The following is a 17,791-nucleotide window of genomic DNA, read 5'->3' on the forward strand; positions in this document are numbered from 1 at the left end:
GGTGAGTCTGGTGAGAGTGGCTGGGTGTGAGTGACTACCCACTATGGAGTAATCCGTAGGGAGAATTGTGGGCGATGGCTCAACAGGATGAAATGCATTCCATTGTGGCTTGGTATGCCATGCTGGAATCGCATGGGCAAGCGACAGGACATTTGACTAAGGGGAATCAAAGTGAACAGTAATCCATCTGTAGATGCTATTTCCGCCGATTTATCCGGCGATGTGGTAGCCGCCCAGAATTCCACCCTGCTGCGCAAGATCGGCTGGCAGGGGGCATTCTGGGTGGCGAGTGGGGTGCCTGCCCTGGTGTTGTTCTCCATCGGGGCGATTGCGGCCACGGTGGGCAAGCCATCGTGGCTGGTGTGGATGTTGTCGATTAGTTTCGGTTTTATCCAGGCGTTTACCTATGCCGAGATTGCCGGCCTGTTTCCGCACAAGTCTGGTGGTGCATCGGTGTATGGCGCAGTGGCCTGGGTGCGCTACAGCAAATTTATTGCGCCGGTGTCGGTGTGGTGTAACTGGTTTGCCTGGTCGCCGGTGCTGGCGATAGGCTCGGGGCTGGCAGCGGGTTATATCCTCAATGCTATGTTCCCGCCAGATGCCGTGATCAATACCTGGCAGATCACCTTGCTTGATCTCAGCTTCATCAAGTCCGACCTGGCCTTGCGTATCAATGCCACCTTCATTGTCGGTGCTGCGGTGTTGCTGTCAGTGTTTGGGGTACAGCACGGAGGCATTCTGCGTTCTGCACGTGTGACCATGGTCTTGGGTATTACTGCCTTGATCCCATTGATGCTGATCGGGCTGATTCCCATCATCACTGGTGATGTTGCCCAGCTGAATTTCCTGCCTATCGCACCATTGTCCTATGACGATGCAGGCAACGTGGTGGACGGCTTGTGGGGCATAGAGGGCTGGAAGCTGATGGCTGGTGGCTTGTTCATTGCTGCCTGGTCAACCTATGGCTTCGAGACATCAGTGTGCTATACACGCGAATTCAAGAATCCCAAGAGCGATACCTTCAAAGCCATTTTCTATTCAGGCCTGTTATGTATTGCCGTCTTTACTCTTGTGCCGATTGCGTTCCAGGCTCACCTTGGGTTGGGCCACTTGGTGACGCCCGCCGTGTTGGATGCAGCAGGGAATGTGGTGACGCCGGCTGTCTATGATGGCATGCTGGCCCCGGAAATCTACAGTGGTATGGGCGTGGCTGCTGCGCTTTCCGACATGATTGGTGGTGGCAAGGTCATCGGTAATATCCTCATGATCATGCTGGTGCTGGCGCTGATGCTCTCCATCATGACCTCCATGGCGGGTTCTTCACGCACCTTGTACCAGGCTTCTGTCGATGGTTGGTTGCCCAAGTACCTGTCCCGCGTTAACGAGCATGGCGCACCAACGCCAGCCATGTGGACAGACCTGTGCTTTAACCTGGTATTACTGCTGATGTCAGACTATGTGTTCGTGCTGGCCGCATCCAATGTGGGCTACATCATCTTCAACTTCCTCAACCTCAATTCTGGCTGGATACACCGTCTGGATCGGCCAGATTGGCTACGCCCCTACAAGGCACCTACCATTCTGCTGGCACTGGGCACCATGCTGAGCTTCGTCAACCTGGCGCTGATGGGCCTTGGAGCTGATATCTGGGGTGATGGCACATTGAAGACAGGCTTGTTCTTTGCCTCACTCATCATCCCGGTCTTTATCTTCCGGCATTACTTCCAGGATAAGGGACAGTTCCCCAAAGCCATGTTGGAGGATATGTATATCGCCAATGACGATGGTGGTGGTAAGCGTGCGGGTGTGTTGCCTTACCTAGCATTGATTGCAGGTGTGCTGGTGGTGGCCTTCTTCCATAGCCTCTAAACCACGATCTTACTGATAACTTGACCAGTGCGGGCCGCATTATTGCGGCCCGTTTTTTATTTAATTCAATGGCTTAATTTATTTTGGTACTCCGTAGGTGGTAAGCCCTAAGGAGAATTGTAGCCATCCTGCCGCTCATGAAGAATTCAACCTACAACAAGACATAACCCATGTTTAAAGAGAGGAAGTCAGAATGGCACGAGATCCTAAACACAATATCCTGTTTGAGCCGATCCAGATCGGCCCCAAAACCCTGCGTAACCGTTTTTATCAAGTGCCACACTGTATAGGTGCTGGTTCTGACAAGCCCGGGTTCCAGGCTGCCCATCGTTCCGTCAAGGCGGAAGGTGGCTGGGCGGCGATGAATACCGAATACTGCTCCATCCACCCTGAATCCGATGATACGCACCGTTTGTCTGCCCGTATCTGGGATGAAGGCGACGTACGCAACCTGCGTGCCATGACCGACGAGGTGCATAAATACGGTGCCTTGGCTGGTATCGAGATGTGGTACGGCGGTGCACATGCGCCGTGCATGGAGTCCCGAGCGACGCCGCGCGGCCCCAGCCAATATGCTTCCGAGTTTGAAACGCTGAGCTACTGTAAGGAAATGGACCAGACCGACATCAACATGGTGCAGCAATACTATGTGGAAGCTGCCCAACGTGCACGTGATGCGGGTTTTGACATCGTCTACGTCTATGGCGCCCACTCTTACCTGCCGCTGCAATTCCTCAACCCTTACTACAACAAGCGCACCGATAAATACGGCGGCTCGCTGGAAAACCGCGCACGTTTCTGGCTGGAAACCCTGGAAAAAGTCCGCCGTGCCGTGGGCGATGATTGTGCCATTGCCACACGCTTTGCCGTGGATACCGTCTATGGCCCAGGCCAGATCGAGGTGGAAGTCGATGGCATGAAGTTCATCGAGCTGGCTGATCCATTAGTCGACCTGTGGGACGTCGATGTCGGCGATATTGCCGAATGGGGTGAGGATGCTGGCCCATCGCGTTTTTACCAGCAAGGCCACCAAGTGCCCTGGACCAAGTTCGTCAAGCAGGTGTCAAAGAAGCCGGTGCTGGGCGTGGGCCGCTTTACCGACCCCGAGAAAATGACCGAGATTGTTACCAAGGGCTATGCCGACATCATAGGCGCAGCGCGTCCCTCGATCGCCGACCCCTTCCTGCCGCAGAAGATTGAAGAAGGCCGCTACGACGATATCCGCGTCTGCATAGGCTGCAACGTCTGCATCTCGCGCTGGGAAATCGGTGGGCCTCCCATGATCTGCACCCAGAACGCCACCGCTGGCGAAGAGTACCGTCGTGGCTGGCACCCGGAGAAATTCCGCAAGACCAAGTCCAGCGATGCCGTGCTGGTGGTCGGTGCCGGGCCTTCCGGCTCCGAATGCGCACGTGTGCTGATGGAAAGCGGCTATACCGTGCACTTGTACGACAGCGCCGAGAAAATAGGCGGGCACCTGAATACCATTTCCACCCTGCCAGGCCTGGGCGAGTGGAGCTATCACCGCGATTACCGCGAAACCCAGCTCAACAAGCTGGTGAAAAAGAACAAGGATTCCGTCATCGCCCTGGGGCAGAAACGCCTGACTGCAGATGACATCCTGCAATATGGCGCGGACAAGGTAGTGATCGCGACCGGGGCTAGCTGGAATACTGACGGCACCAACTGCCTGAGCCACGAAGCCATTCCCGGTGCCGATGCCTCGCGTGCCGACCAGCTCACGCCAGAACAGGTATTCGCGGGCAATAAGCCGATCGGCAAGCGCGTGGTCATCCTCAATGCGGATACTTACTTCATGGCCCCCAGCCTGGCCGAGAAGCTCGCTGTAGCCGGGCATGAGGTGACGCTTGTCTCTGGAGTGCACCTGGCCAACTACATGCACTTCACGCTGGAGTACCCGAACATGATGCGTCGCTTGCACGAACTGGGCGTGGAAGAGCTGGGCGACCATTTCTGTTCGCGTATTGAGCCTGGCCGCCTGGAAATCTACAACATCTGGGGTGATGGCTCACGTCGTACCTATCGTGGCCCTGGCGTTTCTCCGCGTGATGCCAACAAGACCCATCGCTGGCTGGAGTTCGATTCGCTGATCCTGGTCACAGGCCGTCACTCAGAGTGTGGATTGTTCAATGAGCTGAAAGCGCGTGAATCTGAGTGGGAGGAAAATGGCATCAAGTCCGTCTACCTCATCGGTGATGCAGAAGCGCCACGCCTGATCGCGGATGCCACCTTCACCGGCCATCGCCTGGCCCGTGAAATCGAGGAAGCTAACCCGCAATACCCATTGCCCTACAAGCGTGAGGTAGCGGTATGGGGCGCTGCCCACATGCCGGGCGGTGAGTTCAAGATCGAGTACAAGGTCTGATAACGCGCGCCGGGGAGGTCACCCTCTCCGGCATTTGCCCATCACCTTTTTCTTCATCGAGACTGCTATGCTGGATTCTTCTCTCGTCACCCGTATTTTGTTCCAGGACTTTGCCTCCTGGTCGATTACGCTGTTTTATCTACTGGGCTATACCGCCATTGGCGTGTTCATGCACGGTGTTTATGTGCAGGTGCGCAAATACAGGCGCGGCAAGCCATTTGCCATGGCCAGCCTGAAGGCAGGCGTGCAGCGCATGTTGAAAGACCTGTCCAGTCATCGCACCCTGGTGCGCCGTGATCGCTCTGCTGGGCGCGCTCATGGCCTGATTTTTTTCGGCTTCGTGCTGCTGTTTATCGGCACTGCTACCATCACCCTGGAATACGACATCCTGGCACCTTTATTCGGCTGGCGCTTCTGGCATGGTGATTTCTACCTGTGGTTTTCCCTCGTGCTAGACCTGGCTGGCGTCGGCCTGATTGCCGGCCTGCTGTTCATGATGGTGCGCCGCGGCTGGATCAAGCCGCCCAAGCTGGACTATGCCCGTCCAGACCGCAGCCCGGAAGACCCGGATTACAACCGTAGTGACTACAAGCGCGAGGATTGGGCTTTTCTCTGGACCCTGATCATCATCGGTATTACCGGCTATGTGCTGGAAGCCGTGCGCCTGGTGTGGTTGGCGGATCAGCCTGAGGTCTGGTCAGTGCGTTTTTGGTCACCGGTGGGCGCTGTGCTCGCCCATGGCATGCAGGGGCTGGGCATGGGTGCGGATGCCGCCGCCATGCTCCGTAGCGGCCTGTGGTGGTTCCATGGATTGCTGGCGCTGACGTTCATCGCTTTGATTCCCTACAGCAAGGTCAAGCATATCTTCACCGCGCCGACCTCACTCATGCTGCGCGACCCCCTGGCTGGCCGTCGCCTGCCCAAGGTGCCAGAAGAGCAAAAAAGCGCGGGCTACCAATACATCACCGATTTCAAGTGGAAGGAGCTCTTGCACCTGGATGCCTGCACCAAGTGTGGCCGCTGCCATGAGGCCTGCCCTGCCAATGCTGTGAGTGCGCCGCTGTCGCCGCGCGACGTGATCCTCTCGCTGCGGGAGTTTGCCAACCAGGCACTGGAGGCCAAGACCCTGCCAGAAGAGGCCAAGCTGGACGTGCATGGCAAGGGGCCAGGGCAAGTGTTCATGGAAACCTTATGGTCTTGCCGCACCTGCCTGGCCTGTGTCGAAATCTGCCCGGTGGCTGTGGAGCATGTGCCCATCATCGTGCAGATGCGCCGCAAGCTGGTGGAGGACGGCAATATGGAGCCGTTGCTGGAGAAAACCCTGCAAACCATCCATAAGACCGGCAATTCATTTGGCGAATCCAAGCGCAAGCGTGCCTCCTGGGCCAAGGACTTACCTTTCACCATCAAGGATGCGCGCAAGGAGCTGGTAGACCTGCTGTGGTTCGTCGGCGACTATGCCTCGTTCGACCCGCGCAACCAGAAAGTCACCCGCGGCTTCGCCAGGTTGATGAATCAGGCCGGGGTTGATTTCGGCCTGCTGTTCGAGGGCGAGCTTAATGCCGGCAACGACGTGCGCCGTGTTGGCGAGGAGGGGCTGTATGAGTTTCTTGCCACTGCCAATATCACTTCGCTAGCTGATTGCGAATTCAATTCCGTAGTGACGACGGACCCGCATTCCTACAACACCATCCGCAATGAATACCCGGATTTTGGTGGCGAGTTCGAGATACAGCATTACACCACGCTGGTGCGCGAGCTATTGCAACAAGGCCGCTTGCGCTTGCGCAAGACGCTGGATTGTCGCGTGACTTTCCACGACCCTTGTCACCTAGGGCGTTACAACCGCGGTTTTGATGCCCCGCGCGACATTTTGCAGATGCTGGGCTGCGAACTGGTGGAAATGGAGCGCAACCGCGACAACTCTTTCTGTTGTGGCGCTGGTGGTGGCCGGATCTGGATTCCTGATCCGCCGGGCACGGAAAAGCCATCGCAGAACCGCATGCATGAGGCAGCACGCATTGAGGGCTTGCAAGTGTTTGTGGTGTCTTGCCCCAAGGATCTCACCATGTATGAGGATGCGCTGAAAACTGCTGGTTATGAAGGTAAATTCGTTGTGCGCGAACTGATCGAGTTGATAGAAGAATGTGTGGAGTACGATGAGCCAGCTGCATTATCTCTGCAAGCCTGAGGCCATGGTGCCCGCGACGCTGCCTGAGCTGGTGCAGCATGTGCTGGCGGGCGATGACTTTCATGCGGCTGTGGCGTTGTACCCCGTGGCTAATTCATTGGGGGCACGCATTTTCTCTACACGTCGCGATGTGTTGATGCTGGCGCGCTGGGAATATACGCCTGCGGAAGTATTGGATGCCTTGTCACAACTACCTCACATGCCGTTGACCCGGCGCGTGGTCAGGCATCGCAATACCGCAGGCGAAACCTTGTCCCAGCATTATTCATCGCAACAAGACCCAGCATTGCCCGGCCTGCTGGCCCAACATCCTCATGCACCGCAGGCATTGCTGTTGCGCATGGCATCGGAAGAGCAAGACCACGTGGTACTCAAGTGCCTGGTGCGTAACCAGCATACGCCAGCGCAGGCGCTGGAGAGATTGCATCAGCGCTTTCCTGGTAGCTTCGACAAGGAGCTGTCCATGCATCCTGCAGCATCTGCCGGGATGCTGGCTGATATCTATGCCGCGCATACCGATACTGCGAGTGGTACGGTGGTGAGGGCAGCGATCATTGCCAATCCCCATTGTCCACGGGCTTGTCTAGAGCTGGCCGCGCATGCGCATGAACGCCTGTTATTGCGTGCAGTAGCCAAGCGTCCGGAACTGTCGGTGGCCCGCATACGTAAACTGGCCGGTTATCCAGACAATGCAGTGCGTGCCGCGATTGCCGCACATCCGGCCTTGCCAGCAGCGCTGGTGGCCAAGCTTGCACAAGATACCTCAGATGCCGTGCGCCGTGCCATTGCCAGTCGCCCTGATCTTACCCCTGACTGCATGGGACAACTGGCACAGGATACAGACTCCTGGGTCAGACAATGGCTGGCGCGTAACCCGGTTGTCAGCCATGAGCTGCTGAACAAGCTGGCGCTAGATATTGACGAGGATGTGCGCCGCGCCGTGGCGCGCAACCCGCAATGCCCGGTCATGCTGTTGAAAACACTGGCTCATGACGCTCGTAGTTGGGTGCGTTCCGCAGTGGCGTATCAGGCTGCGGCTACCACTTCCATGCTGGTCAGGATGGCGGGTGATAGTGCGGTGGACGTGTTGGCAGGCGTTGCAGTGAATATGCACACTCCGCAGCCTATATTGCGCAAGCTTGCGCATGCGGACGACATGGATATCCGGCGCGGCGTCATCCTCAATCCCCAGGCAACCCGCAATACCTTGTTGCCCTTGCTGGAAGACCCTTATTACCTTCATCGCCTGATGCTGGTGTCCTGTCCTCAACTGACTGTGCAGGACAAATGGGGCTTGCGGGATGACCCGGATTACCGGGTGCGGTTTGCGTTGTATCAATGGCTGGCGACAAGATTAATCAGTGCCACCCATCCATCCTATTTTGACAGGAGGTTGTAATGAAGATCGTAGTAGCAGTGAAGCAAGTGGCCGCTCTGGAGGATGATTTTGAAATCCGTGACGATGGCCTGGATGTTGATGAGGATTTCCTGACCTATGACCTCAATGAATGGGACGACTATACCCTGGAAGAGGCCATGAAAATCAAGGAGGCTTCCAGTGAGCCCGTTGAGGTGATTGCAGTTTCCGTTGGCCCTGAGCGCGTGGAAGAAAGCTTGCGTAAATGCCTGGCCAAGGGTGCGGATCGTGCTATCCGTATCTGGGATGAAGCAATTGAAGGGTCAGACTCGATGGCCATAGGCCGCTTGCTGGCGCAGGTGGTAAAGCAGGAATCTCCAGCCCTGGTGTTTGCCGGGGTGCAATCATCGGATCAATCCCACGCTTCTACTGGCATGGCACTGGCAGCAGCGCTGGATTGGCCGCATGCGGCCGTGGTGGCTGACCTGGCATACCAGCCCGGTGCCAGCGTGGCGCGCGTCAAGCGCGAACTGGAGGCCGGGATGCTGCAGGAAGTGGAAATTGATTTACCTGCGGTCATGACCCTGCAGCTGGGTATCAACAAGCCGCGCTATGCCTCACTGCGCGGTATCAAGCAGGCGGCAGCCAAGCCGATTGAAACCCTGTCATTGAACGATGTGGGATTGGCTACAGATGCAGTAGGTGAGGGTGCCGCCTTGTCACGTGTGTTGCGCATGGAAGTACCAATCAAGGGCCGGGCGCAAATGATAGAAGGCACAGTGGCAGAGCAGGCAGCTAGGTTGATTGAAATCATCAATGAGTACAAAGGGGTGGCAGCATGAGCACGATATTGGTAGTGGCGGAACATAGGCGTGGCGAAATACGAGCGGTGACGCTGGAATTGATCACTGCGGCACAGCAACTGAAAACCTCGCCCGATGATCGTGTACTGGTAGCTCTGGTGGGAGCCAAGGCGGAGTTGCTGTCGACCCAGTTGCAGTGGGCGGGCGTGGAGGAAATTATCGCCTGCCAGACCAGTGTCGATGAGTTCGAGCCTGAGCTTGCCGAGCAAGCTGTAAGCCGGATCATCGAGTCGTATCAGCCTGCTGTTGTGTTGTTGCCACATAGTGTGGACTCACTTGGGTATGCAACAGCAGTGGCTGTGAAAGGTGACTTTGGTTATGCCACGGATGTGTTCAAGCTCGCGTATGACAACGGTTCCTTGCAGGCAACACGTGGGGGCTATAACCAGAAAGTGAATGTAGAGGTAGATTTTCCTGGCAAGGCGTGTGTGTTGCTCACACTACGCAGCGGTGTGTTCAAGCCGGTAGAAGAGGTTGCGGCTCCCAAGTTGAGCGTAGAAAATTGCACCGCGCTGACTGCACGTAGCCGACCATTGGGCTTTATCGAGCCTGCCAATGATGGCGATGTGGATATCACCACTTCCGATTTCATCGTCTCGATAGGCAGAGGCATTGGCGAAGAAGTCAACGTGGAAGACTTCCGTGAGTTGGCCGATGAGTTGGACGCCACGCTGTGCTGTTCACGCCCGATCGCCGATGCCGGATGGCTACCAAAATCGCGCCAAGTGGGGCAATCTGGCAAGGTTGTGAGTGCTTGCAAACTTTATGTGGCGATGGGGATTTCCGGTTCCATTCAGCATATGGCAGGTATGAAGCATGTCGGTAGCATCGTTGCGGTGAATACCGACCCTGGAGCTTCGATTTTTACCATCGCCAAGTATGGCATTGTTGGTGATATTTTCGACATTCACGAGGCGCTGATGGAGCAACTGGCCTGATGCAGGTACGAGTCGTTGCGGCGATCATCGCAACGACTCAAGTTTGCCTGCATGTCACAGGTGTCTTTATACCACTGGTGAAATCTGCAATTGGCGCTGCATGGTGTGTTGCGCCAGGGCGCGGTCGTGTGTCACCAGTAAGATGGCGCAATCACGTTCCGCCGCAGATTCCAGCAGCAACTGCATGGTGATTTGCTGGCTGATGGGGTCCAGCCTGGAAGTCGGCTCATCCGCAAAAATCAGTGCTGGGGATAGCATCAGGATGCGTGCCAGTGCCAGTCTTTGCAGCTCTCCCCCGGATACCTGGCTGGGCAGGCGTTCAAGCAGTGCGGCATCAAGGCCCAGTCGGTCAAGCAACATCGGTAGTTCGGCTGGATTAAGGCCCTGCTGCTTGATCAGGTCGGCAAATGCCTGCTTGAGTGGCAGCCTCGGGGCAAATGCCGACACCGGGTCTTGATACAATTTTTGCAGCTTGATCTGAGCGAGGCCACTGGCGCGTGTCACCAGGCCGCTATCCGGTTTTACCAACCCCAATAGCATATTGCCCAGCGTGGTTTTACCAGCTCCACTCGGGCCATTGATGGCAATGCGCTCACCAGCATGGATGGTAATGTCCAGTTCTTTGAACAACGTATGATCGCCAAAGCGTTTACTCAAGCCTTGCCCGGAGAGGATGGCAGTGCCGGTGGCGGGTGCGGATAACGGTAGCTGCCAGTGTTCTGGGTCTGCCGCCAGCAATGCCTGCGTGTAGGCATGTTTTGGTGTTTGCAGCACGCTAGTGGCAGTGCCCTGTTCCAGTACCGCGCTTTCCTTCATGACCATCACCTCGCCGCCCAGGCTGCGGGCTACATGCAGGTCATGCGTGATGGTGAGCACGCTGCCGCCTTGGGCTATGAATGTGTGCAGGATATCCAGCAGGCTGGCACGCGCCTCTTCGTCCAGGCCTTTGGTTGGTTCATCCAGGATCACGATGGGGGCACCGCCTGCACGCGTGGCGGCAAAGGCAACGCGCTGTGCCATCCCGCCAGATAGCATAAAGGGATAGCGCTGGGCACCGGTATTGACGCCTAGCGCCTGCAAGTCTGCACGGGCGTTGGCCATGGCTTGGGCACGACTTAGGCCAGGCCGTGCGATCAATTGATAGGATTCAGCGACTTGTCGGTCTGCAGGCATGGTGGGGTCAAGCGCCAGCCAGGGCTCCTGCGGCAGTAGCGCCAGTGAGTGTCCCCACCAGGGGCGCCGCAGCTCGGCGTTGGTTGATGCCGTGGATGCATTGCCCAGCCTGATTTGGCCTGTGGAGTTAAGCGCCGGGGCCAGTGTGCCCATGATGGCCTGCACCAGCAGCGACTTGCCAGAGCCGCTTTCACCGATGATCGTGAGCGCAGCACCTGGTGCCAATGTAAAGCTGCATGGTTGCACCAGGCTATTGCCATAGCGGTCTGTGACGGCGAGGTCTGTCACCTGTAATTCATGCCGGCTCATATCGCCTCCTTCTTGCCGGATAGCAGTGCCAGCGACAGCATAATGAGCGCGAGTGTGATGACTGGTGCAGCAATCAGCCATGGTGCCTCTTGGTAATACGGGAATAGTTCTATCATCATGACACCGAGTTCGGGCGTCGGCGGGCGCAAGCCAACGCCAACAAATCCCAGTGCTGCCAGCGCGAGAATGGCGCTGGAAATGCCGAATAGCATGAGGGTGGCAATCATGGGTGCCAATTCAGGCAGCAAGTGCTTGCGTACGATATAGCTATTGCTAAATCCCAGCATGCGGGCAGATTCCACTGGGCTGCTCAGCAGCGTGGCCTTGATGCTGGCACGGCTGACGCGAAAATATTCTACCCATAAGGCAAATGAAAGCCCGAGATAAAGCGACCAGAATTCTCCCTGGGCAAACGCGGCAAACAACAATACGACCAGCAGCACAGGCAGGGTCATGACCGCATCTGCAATACTGGTGAGTGCTGCTTCAACCCACCCGCCACGCCACGCTGCAAGCAGCCCCAGGCTGATGCCGATGAGTGCGGCGGAAATCACGGAGACCAGTGCCAGGCCAAATGAGAGCTGCAAGGCATGTACCAACCTGGCCAGCATGCTGCGCCCCAGGTGGTCTGTACCCAGCCATTGCTGCCAGCTGGGCGCTAGCAACACATTGTCCAGGTTTTGCGAGATGGCGTCAGGCATGAGTAAGGGGCCCAGGATGGCAGCCAGTATGATCAGGGATAGCAAGCTGATGCCTGCGCGACGAGAGAGTGGGAGAGATTGCCAATAGTGCATCATGCCGCCACCTTGTGTTGTGCTATGTAACGCTGGCGTGGGTCTGCCAGCACGCAGGCCATATCCACCAGGGTGTTGCAGAACACAAACAGTAAGCCCATCACAATCGCTGTGCCCTGGATCATGGGAATATCGCGCCCGAAGACGGCGTGGGCCAGGGCATGGCCGATACCAGGCCAGGCAAACAGGCTTTCAATCACGATCACGCCTTCCATCAGGAAGATCAGCTGCACGCCCAGATAGGCAATCACCGGTACTGCTGCATTGCGGATGCCGTGGCGTAGCAGGGCTTGCAGGTCGGTGAGGCCCTTGCTACGTGCAAACTGGAAATAGGCCGAGCCGCGCACGGCGACCATGGCATCGCGTGCCACGCGGGAGGATACGGCGGCCAGGCTCAGCGCCAGGGTCAAGGCGGGTAACAGTAGCCCGCCATGTTCATGGCTGGCACTGGCGGCGTTGGTGAGCCCAAGCTGACTGGACATCAGCAAAATCAGCAGGATGCCAAGCAGGAAAGGCGGCAATGCGCGCAGGGCGAGTGAGCATCCCATGGTGATCCTGTCTAGCCATCCACCGGAATGGAGGCCGGACAACAGCCCGATTGGTAACGCAATGACTACTGAGAGCAGCAGTGCAGCCAGCGCCAGGACTAGTGTGTGACCAAATTGCACGCGGATTTCCTCGATGACTGGGGCGCTGGTGATGTAGGAATTGCCCAAGTCAAGGTGCAGCAATGCTTGCCAGTGCATGAGCAGGCCTTGCCATATCGGCCTGTCCAACCCCAGTTCGATGCGCACGGCATCAGCAGCGGCAGCCGTGACCATGTCGTAACCATAACGTCCTGCGGCAATGCGGAAGGCAAGATCACCTGACAGGTGATGCATCAGGAAGAACGATAGTGTGCTGACCAGCAGGGCGACCAATAAGGCCTGCATCAAGCGGCGTAGTAATAATAGGCTAATGGTATGGATCATGGTTGATGAGCGCTGGCAGGCCAGTACATATCGGTGAGGTAATAGGATTGTTCGAGTGGGTCCACCTTGACGCCACGCAACTCGGGGTGCACGGCAACAGGCAAGCGATACCACGTGATAGGAATGGCGGGCAGCTCTTGCTGCAAGGTGAGCATAATATCGTGCTGATAGCGCTGGTTGGCCTGCTCGTCGGTGCTGGTGGCCAGTTTATCCAGCAGGGCTGGCACGGTGGTGTTGTCCCACTGCATCGCGCCCCAGTCGCCGCCATGCTTGTTGAAGTTCTGGTTCATGGCAATGAATGGGTCAGGCACTACCGTGAAGTTCAGTGCCAATAGGCCCATATCCAGCGTGCCGCGGCGATGCCCGAGGGGAATCTCGCTGGAGTTAGTCACCACGAGCTTGACGTCTATGCCGAGCTGGCGGAATTGATCCTGCAAGGCAGTGGCAACAATCGGCAGCTCCGGGCGGTCTGGGAAGGCAGTCAATGTCAGCGCAAAGCGCTCGCCATCTTTTTGCAGAATTCCGTCTTTCCCCGGTTTCCAGCCTTGTGCCGTGAGTAATCCGCGGGCTTTTTCAAGATCGGTGCCCAGTTTGGGGAAATCAGCATCTGCCTGATACCAGCCGTGCATGCTGGGCGGCATGAACTGCTCTGCCGCTAATTCAGGCGTACGCAAGATGCCCTTGGCGATCCCGGTGCGATTGATGGCAAGGCTCAGTGCCTGCCTGGAGGCCGGCGTGTTGAGCCAGCGATGGCCGCTATTGAGCTTGAGCACGATGGTGCGGGCGACATCGGCCTCTTGCAAGACTACTTTTGGGTTATGGCGTAGGCGTTGCAGGCTGGCAGGGTCAAAGCCAAACACCAGGTCTGCCTGGTGTGATTCAGCCATCAGGGCACGCGTTTCTGATCTGCTGACAGAAAGATAGCGCACCGTGCGGATATGAGGTTGCTTGCCATTCCAATAAGGCGAAAGCGCGAAATCCAGTTGCTGTGGCAAGACATGGTGCACCAACTGATAGGGGCCGCTGCCTATCATGTGCGCGACCCTGCCATTGCTGCCATAGGCAGTAGGCGCCAGGATAATGGTGGTGCTATGCGCCAGCAACATGGGCAGCCGGGCATAAGGCTTTGCCAGCGTAATGCTGATGCCATCGGCTGTTTCGCTGATGGCCGTGATCGGTGCCATGTAAAGCACACCACCGGCCTGCTTCCAGGCACGTTGCAGATTCTGCGCTACGCTGGCTGGCGTGACCATGGTGCCATCATGAAACTTTGCGCCTGGACGTAGAACAAAGCGCCAGCGTAGCTGGTCAGCAGATACTTTCCATTGCTGGGCAAGCCCAGAAACAGCGCGACCGTTCACATCCACACCCACGAGCGTTTCAGCCACTTGCATGCGCTGGAACATATAGCCTGTGCGTGAAGGTTCCAGTGAACTGAGCTCCCATGGACCTACCATGCTGAGGCTGGTCTTGGCAGGAGTGGTGCCTGCTGAACAGGCTGGGTTGTGGATAGCCACGCTGGCCATGATCAATGCGCCAGACAACCATCTCTTGCGCAGCAAGGCGCGGAAAATAGACAACTTCATAGTGGGCTTAAAACTTGGCTTGCAGGCCGAGTGTCATCATGCGTGGTGCCCCGGGTAATGCCCAGGTACTGTTGTAGGAGCTGGCATAGTATTCACGGTCAAACAAGTTAGTGACGTCAAACGATAGTCGTAGTTTTGGGTCGATTTGCCAATACGTCGTTAGCCGTACCGTGACATACGAAGGCAGTTCAAAGATGTCTTCGGTACTATCGGCACGTTTGCCAACATAAGTGAAGCCGCCACCCAGCCCTAGCTTGCCGCCATTGGCCAGGGTTTGTTCGTGCATGAGTAAGGCATTGGCGGAGTGCTTGGGGATGTTGGATAGGCGGGAGCCTGCCTGCACAATACCATCTGGCAGCAATGTGGTAATCGGGGTGACTTTGAGGTCTTTGCCAAGATAGCTATCGGTGTAGGCATAGCTGGCAATTGCACGCAGGTGATCAGTAATTTGACCGCTCAGGTCAATTTCCAATCCACGGCTACGCACTTCACCTGCGGCAATTGATCTGCCTAGTACGTCACCAGGGTCTGTGGTCAGTACATTCTGTTTTGTGATGTCAAAAGCGGCAATGCTTCCCCCTAGGCGCTGGTCGGTGGATTGGTATTTCATGCCAACTTCAAACGCGCGGCCACGTTCTGGATCAAAACCACTGCCTGCGGCATCAACACCAAAACTACTTCCTCCTGCCACACCTGCATTGGGGCGGAATGAGCGGCTCCATGATGTATAGAGCGAGATTTCTGGATTGACGATATACGTTAGACCAGCTCGTGGCGAAGTTACGAAGTGATCTTGCTTGGAGATGCTGTCGGTGCGCTTGTCGTTGAGGTTCTGCCTATACGATTCAAAGCGCAAACCACCCATCAGCTTCCATTTTTCTGTCAGGCTGAGTTGGTCTTGTACAAACAGCGCAACGTCGGTCTGTTTCTCGTAAAAGTTGGTAGCGATGCTGAACTGGTTCAATGAAGGTTGGGTAAAGCCATACACAGGGTTGTAGATGTTGGTGTTCCAGTCTGTGCCATTGCGCATTGACACCATATATTGATCATTGTGGAAACGATAGGCTTCCATACCCACGAGGAAGTCGTGGCTGATGCTGCCAGTTTTAAATTTGCCATTCAGATCGGCCTGGACAGATAAGTCGGTGGATTGGTAGTCGCGAATGCGCCATTGACGTTGCACGTCACCATTCGGGCTGATGCGGTTGAGTGCCGGGATGGTTTCCAGCGATCCGCCATCGGTTGAGTTGTCTTTATAAACGATACCAGCACGACCACGCCATTGATCAGAAAACTCATGATCCAGCGTTAATTGGTGGGTATAGGCTTCCATCTTGAAGTCGCCTGTATTCGGCTCTCCCAGGAAGCGCTCGCGCTTGATGTTGTGCAGGCGGTTGCCATTGATGTCGCGCAATGGAATGCCGCGATCCATGGGCAGTTGGTGCTTGAGGTATTCCAGTTCATAGGTGAGCGAGGTGGCAGGGCCGAGCAACCAGGTGAAGGATGGGGCAATCAGCAGGCGCTTGCTATCGACATAATCACGAAAACCACCATTGTCTTCTGCTGCGACAATCATGCGATAAGCCAGATTTTCCGTGATAGGTCCTGTGGAGTCGATGGAGCTACGATAGCTGTCATAGCTGCCTGCATAGATTTCAGCCACATTGCTGGCTTTGAATTGCGGTTTCTTGGTGACCACGTTGAGCGTGCCTCCAGGCTCACTGTTGCCATACAGCGCAGCCGCCGGGCCTTTGAGAAATTCCACACGTTCTGTATTGGCGGTATCGCGCGGCGGATTGTAGCCACGGTTGCCTGAGAAGCCATTGCGTAGCATGGCGGGGCCGGTGTTTTCATGCCCGGCAAAGCCACGGATGGCGAAGTTATCCCATAAACCACCAAAATTGTTCTGACGGCTGACACCACTTACCAAATCGTACGTGTCAGCGACACGTGTTGCCTGGATATCATCCAGCGCCTGGCGCGAAATGATTTTGACTGCTTGCGAGGTTTCCTGTTGCGGTGTATCAGTTCTGGTCGAAGCACCAGCATCTCTCTGGTAGTAGTTGTTTGTCTTGCTCGTGCTTGATGCTTTGACGGTGACTTCTTCTAGCACGCCCGAGTTCTCGGCAGGCTCTGCGGCATAGCTCGGATAAGTAGCGGACATTAGTAAGGGCAAGAGATACTGAAGACGTTGTTTGATGGGCATGGCCGCAGATTTTTCTTTAAGTAGAATGGGTTGGGTCGCAACGTAAGAACTATAATTTTTTGCAGCATTATAATGTTCTGAATTGTATATTTGCAACAGTGTTGCGATTTGGTTCGGGCGCACCCTTTGCCAGGGGTTTCTATTGCGAATTCATTTAATTAGCTGAGCAAGGTTTTCATCAGGCATGGTTGGCCCCATATCTTAGCCAGCGTGCATTCGGGTATAATTTCGTTTTTTCGGGGGTGTGACGATGCCTATTTACGATTATCAATGTAGCAGTTGTGGTCATAAAGCGGAGCTGATGCGTAAGGTCAGCGAGGCTGGCACGACCGTATGTCCGGCATGTGCAAAGGAAACCTTCGAGAAGCAGGTCTCTGCACCGAATTTCCAACTCAGTGGCTCGGGCTGGTATGCAACTGACTTCAAGGGCGGAAGCCCTGCGAAGAAATCTGAGGAAGTAGCCCCCGCTGCCTGTGGCACAGGATGTGCCTGCCATTAATGTAGTCCATTTGCCTTCACGTTAGAGCTGCCATGAAAAGTTACTTTATTACTGGACTACTGGTGCTGGTGCCGTTGTGCATCACCATCTGGGTATTGAGCACATTGATTGGGCTGATGGACCAGAGCCTGTTGTTGCTACCCGTTGCTTGGCGCCCTGAGGCCCAGTTTGGGCGTGCGATCCCCGGTATCGGCGCAATCCTGACCTTGCTGATCGTGTTTGGCACTGGTGTCATCGCGACCAACTTCTTCGGCAAGCGTATTATCCAGTTCTGGGAAGCATTGCTGGCACGTGTGCCGGTGGTCAAGTCCATTTACTACAGTGTTAAGCAAGTGTCGGACACCTTGTTCTCTGATTCTGGCCAAGCATTTCGCAAGGCCCTGCTGGTGCAATATCCACGTCAAGGTAGCTGGACGATCGGCTTCCTGACCGGACAGCCAGGCGGCGATGTGGCGAATTACCTCCAGGGTGAATACGTGAGCGTCTATATCCCTACCACGCCTAACCCAACTTCCGGTTTTTTCCTGATGATGCCCAAGGCGGATGTGGTGGAGCTGGATATGAGTGTGGATGAAGCCTTGAAATACATTATTTCCATGGGAGTGGTTGCGCCAGCCGGCAAAGCCAAGCCTTGACCTTTTAACCTTAA

13 protein-coding genes are annotated in these 17,791 nt (G+C 56.0%); 8 read left to right on the plus strand and 5 right to left on the minus strand.

What is annotated here, in order from left to right; genetic code table 11:
* The first annotated feature begins 171 nt into the window (after window positions 1-171).
* From LG202_RS12475 to LG202_RS12500, 6 genes are all read left to right on the plus strand, one after another.
* Complete coding sequence (locus LG202_RS12475; protein WP_230348695.1) at window positions 172-1,869, plus strand: APC family permease; 1,698 nt, start codon at window positions 172-174, stop codon at window positions 1,867-1,869.
* 193 nt (window positions 1,870-2,062) lie between these two features.
* Complete coding sequence (locus tag LG202_RS12480; protein ID WP_230348696.1) at window positions 2,063-4,255, plus strand: oxidoreductase; 2,193 nt, start codon at window positions 2,063-2,065, stop codon at window positions 4,253-4,255.
* Window positions 4,256-4,322: 67 nt separating this feature from the next.
* Window positions 4,323-6,446 carry a heterodisulfide reductase-related iron-sulfur binding cluster gene (locus tag LG202_RS12485; RefSeq protein WP_230348697.1) on the plus strand — a complete coding sequence of 708 codons (2,124 nt, stop codon included), beginning with the start codon at window positions 4,323-4,325 and terminating at the stop codon, window positions 6,444-6,446.
* A complete protein-coding gene (locus LG202_RS12490; protein ID WP_230348698.1) occupies window positions 6,415-7,845 on the plus strand; it encodes a hypothetical protein in 1,431 nt (476 codons plus the stop codon). The genes LG202_RS12485 and LG202_RS12490 overlap by 32 nt, the downstream gene beginning before the upstream one ends.
* Window positions 7,845-8,645 carry an electron transfer flavoprotein subunit beta/FixA family protein gene (locus LG202_RS12495; RefSeq protein ID WP_230348699.1) on the plus strand — a complete coding sequence of 267 codons (801 nt, stop codon included), beginning with the start codon at window positions 7,845-7,847 and terminating at the stop codon, window positions 8,643-8,645. Before LG202_RS12490 ends, LG202_RS12495 begins: the two co-directional genes overlap by 1 nt.
* Window positions 8,642-9,604 carry an electron transfer flavoprotein subunit alpha/FixB family protein gene (locus LG202_RS12500; protein WP_230348700.1) on the plus strand — a complete coding sequence of 321 codons (963 nt, stop codon included), beginning with the start codon at window positions 8,642-8,644 and terminating at the stop codon, window positions 9,602-9,604. Before LG202_RS12495 ends, LG202_RS12500 begins: the two co-directional genes overlap by 4 nt.
* Before the next feature lie 66 nt (window positions 9,605-9,670).
* On the opposite strand, the gene LG202_RS12505 is transcribed toward LG202_RS12500, so the two are convergent.
* Genes LG202_RS12505 through LG202_RS12525 form a run of 5 tightly spaced genes read right to left on the minus strand, consistent with a single transcriptional unit; the run spans window position 9,671 to window position 16,643 of the window.
* Entirely contained in the window at window positions 9,671-11,086 is a 1,416-nt protein-coding gene (locus LG202_RS12505) for an ABC transporter ATP-binding protein (RefSeq protein ID WP_230348701.1), read from the minus strand.
* Window positions 11,083-11,883, minus strand: coding sequence for an ABC transporter permease (locus tag LG202_RS12510; protein WP_230348702.1), 801 nt, complete (start codon window positions 11,881-11,883; stop codon window positions 11,083-11,085). The genes LG202_RS12505 and LG202_RS12510 overlap by 4 nt, the downstream gene beginning before the upstream one ends.
* On the minus strand, window positions 11,880-12,851 hold the full coding sequence (locus LG202_RS12515; RefSeq protein ID WP_230348703.1) for an ABC transporter permease: 972 nt from the start codon (window positions 12,849-12,851) through the stop codon (window positions 11,880-11,882). Before LG202_RS12515 ends, LG202_RS12510 begins: the two co-directional genes overlap by 4 nt.
* Window positions 12,848-14,437 (minus strand): ABC transporter substrate-binding protein, encoded by a 1,590-nt coding sequence (locus LG202_RS12520; protein ID WP_230348704.1) that lies wholly within the window; start codon window positions 14,435-14,437, stop codon window positions 12,848-12,850. The genes LG202_RS12515 and LG202_RS12520 overlap by 4 nt, the downstream gene beginning before the upstream one ends.
* Window positions 14,438-14,444: 7 nt before the next feature.
* Window positions 14,445-16,643 (minus strand): TonB-dependent siderophore receptor, encoded by a 2,199-nt coding sequence (locus tag LG202_RS12525; RefSeq protein WP_230348705.1) that lies wholly within the window; start codon window positions 16,641-16,643, stop codon window positions 14,445-14,447.
* Window positions 16,644-16,893: 250 nt separating this feature from the next.
* On the opposite strand from LG202_RS12525, the gene LG202_RS12530 reads away from it, so the two are divergent.
* Both LG202_RS12530 and LG202_RS12535 read left to right on the plus strand, forming a co-directional pair.
* Window positions 16,894-17,142: an FmdB family zinc ribbon protein gene (locus tag LG202_RS12530; RefSeq protein WP_230348706.1), complete on the plus strand. Its 249-nt coding sequence runs from the start codon at window positions 16,894-16,896 to the stop codon at window positions 17,140-17,142.
* Window positions 17,143-17,174: 32 nt separating this feature from the next.
* Complete coding sequence (locus tag LG202_RS12535; protein ID WP_230348707.1) at window positions 17,175-17,777, plus strand: DUF502 domain-containing protein; 603 nt, start codon at window positions 17,175-17,177, stop codon at window positions 17,775-17,777.
* The last annotated feature ends 14 nt before the right edge of the window (window positions 17,778-17,791 follow it).

The organism is Methylobacillus methanolivorans, assembly GCF_054588515.1.

Coding starts and splice junctions, on each gene's coding strand:
- LG202_RS12535 (WP_230348707.1), top strand. CDS start 17,175: ATGAAAAGTTACTTTATTACTGGACTACTGGTGCTGGTGCCGTTGTGC.
- LG202_RS12480 (WP_230348696.1), top strand. CDS start 2,063: ATGGCACGAGATCCTAAACACAATATCCTGTTTGAGCCGATCCAGATC.
- LG202_RS12530 (WP_230348706.1), top strand. CDS start 16,894: ATGCCTATTTACGATTATCAATGTAGCAGTTGTGGTCATAAAGCGGAG.
- LG202_RS12525 (WP_230348705.1), bottom strand. CDS start 16,643: ATGCCCATCAAACAACGTCTTCAGTATCTCTTGCCCTTACTAATGTCC.
- LG202_RS12515 (WP_230348703.1), bottom strand. CDS start 12,851: ATGATCCATACCATTAGCCTATTATTACTACGCCGCTTGATGCAGGCC.
- LG202_RS12505 (WP_230348701.1), bottom strand. CDS start 11,086: ATGAGCCGGCATGAATTACAGGTGACAGACCTCGCCGTCACAGACCGC.
- LG202_RS12485 (WP_230348697.1), top strand. CDS start 4,323: ATGCTGGATTCTTCTCTCGTCACCCGTATTTTGTTCCAGGACTTTGCC.
- LG202_RS12510 (WP_230348702.1), bottom strand. CDS start 11,883: ATGATGCACTATTGGCAATCTCTCCCACTCTCTCGTCGCGCAGGCATC.
- LG202_RS12495 (WP_230348699.1), top strand. CDS start 7,845: ATGAAGATCGTAGTAGCAGTGAAGCAAGTGGCCGCTCTGGAGGATGAT.
- LG202_RS12500 (WP_230348700.1), top strand. CDS start 8,642: ATGAGCACGATATTGGTAGTGGCGGAACATAGGCGTGGCGAAATACGA.
- LG202_RS12520 (WP_230348704.1), bottom strand. CDS start 14,437: ATGAAGTTGTCTATTTTCCGCGCCTTGCTGCGCAAGAGATGGTTGTCT.
- LG202_RS12490 (WP_230348698.1), top strand. CDS start 6,415: ATGAGCCAGCTGCATTATCTCTGCAAGCCTGAGGCCATGGTGCCCGCG.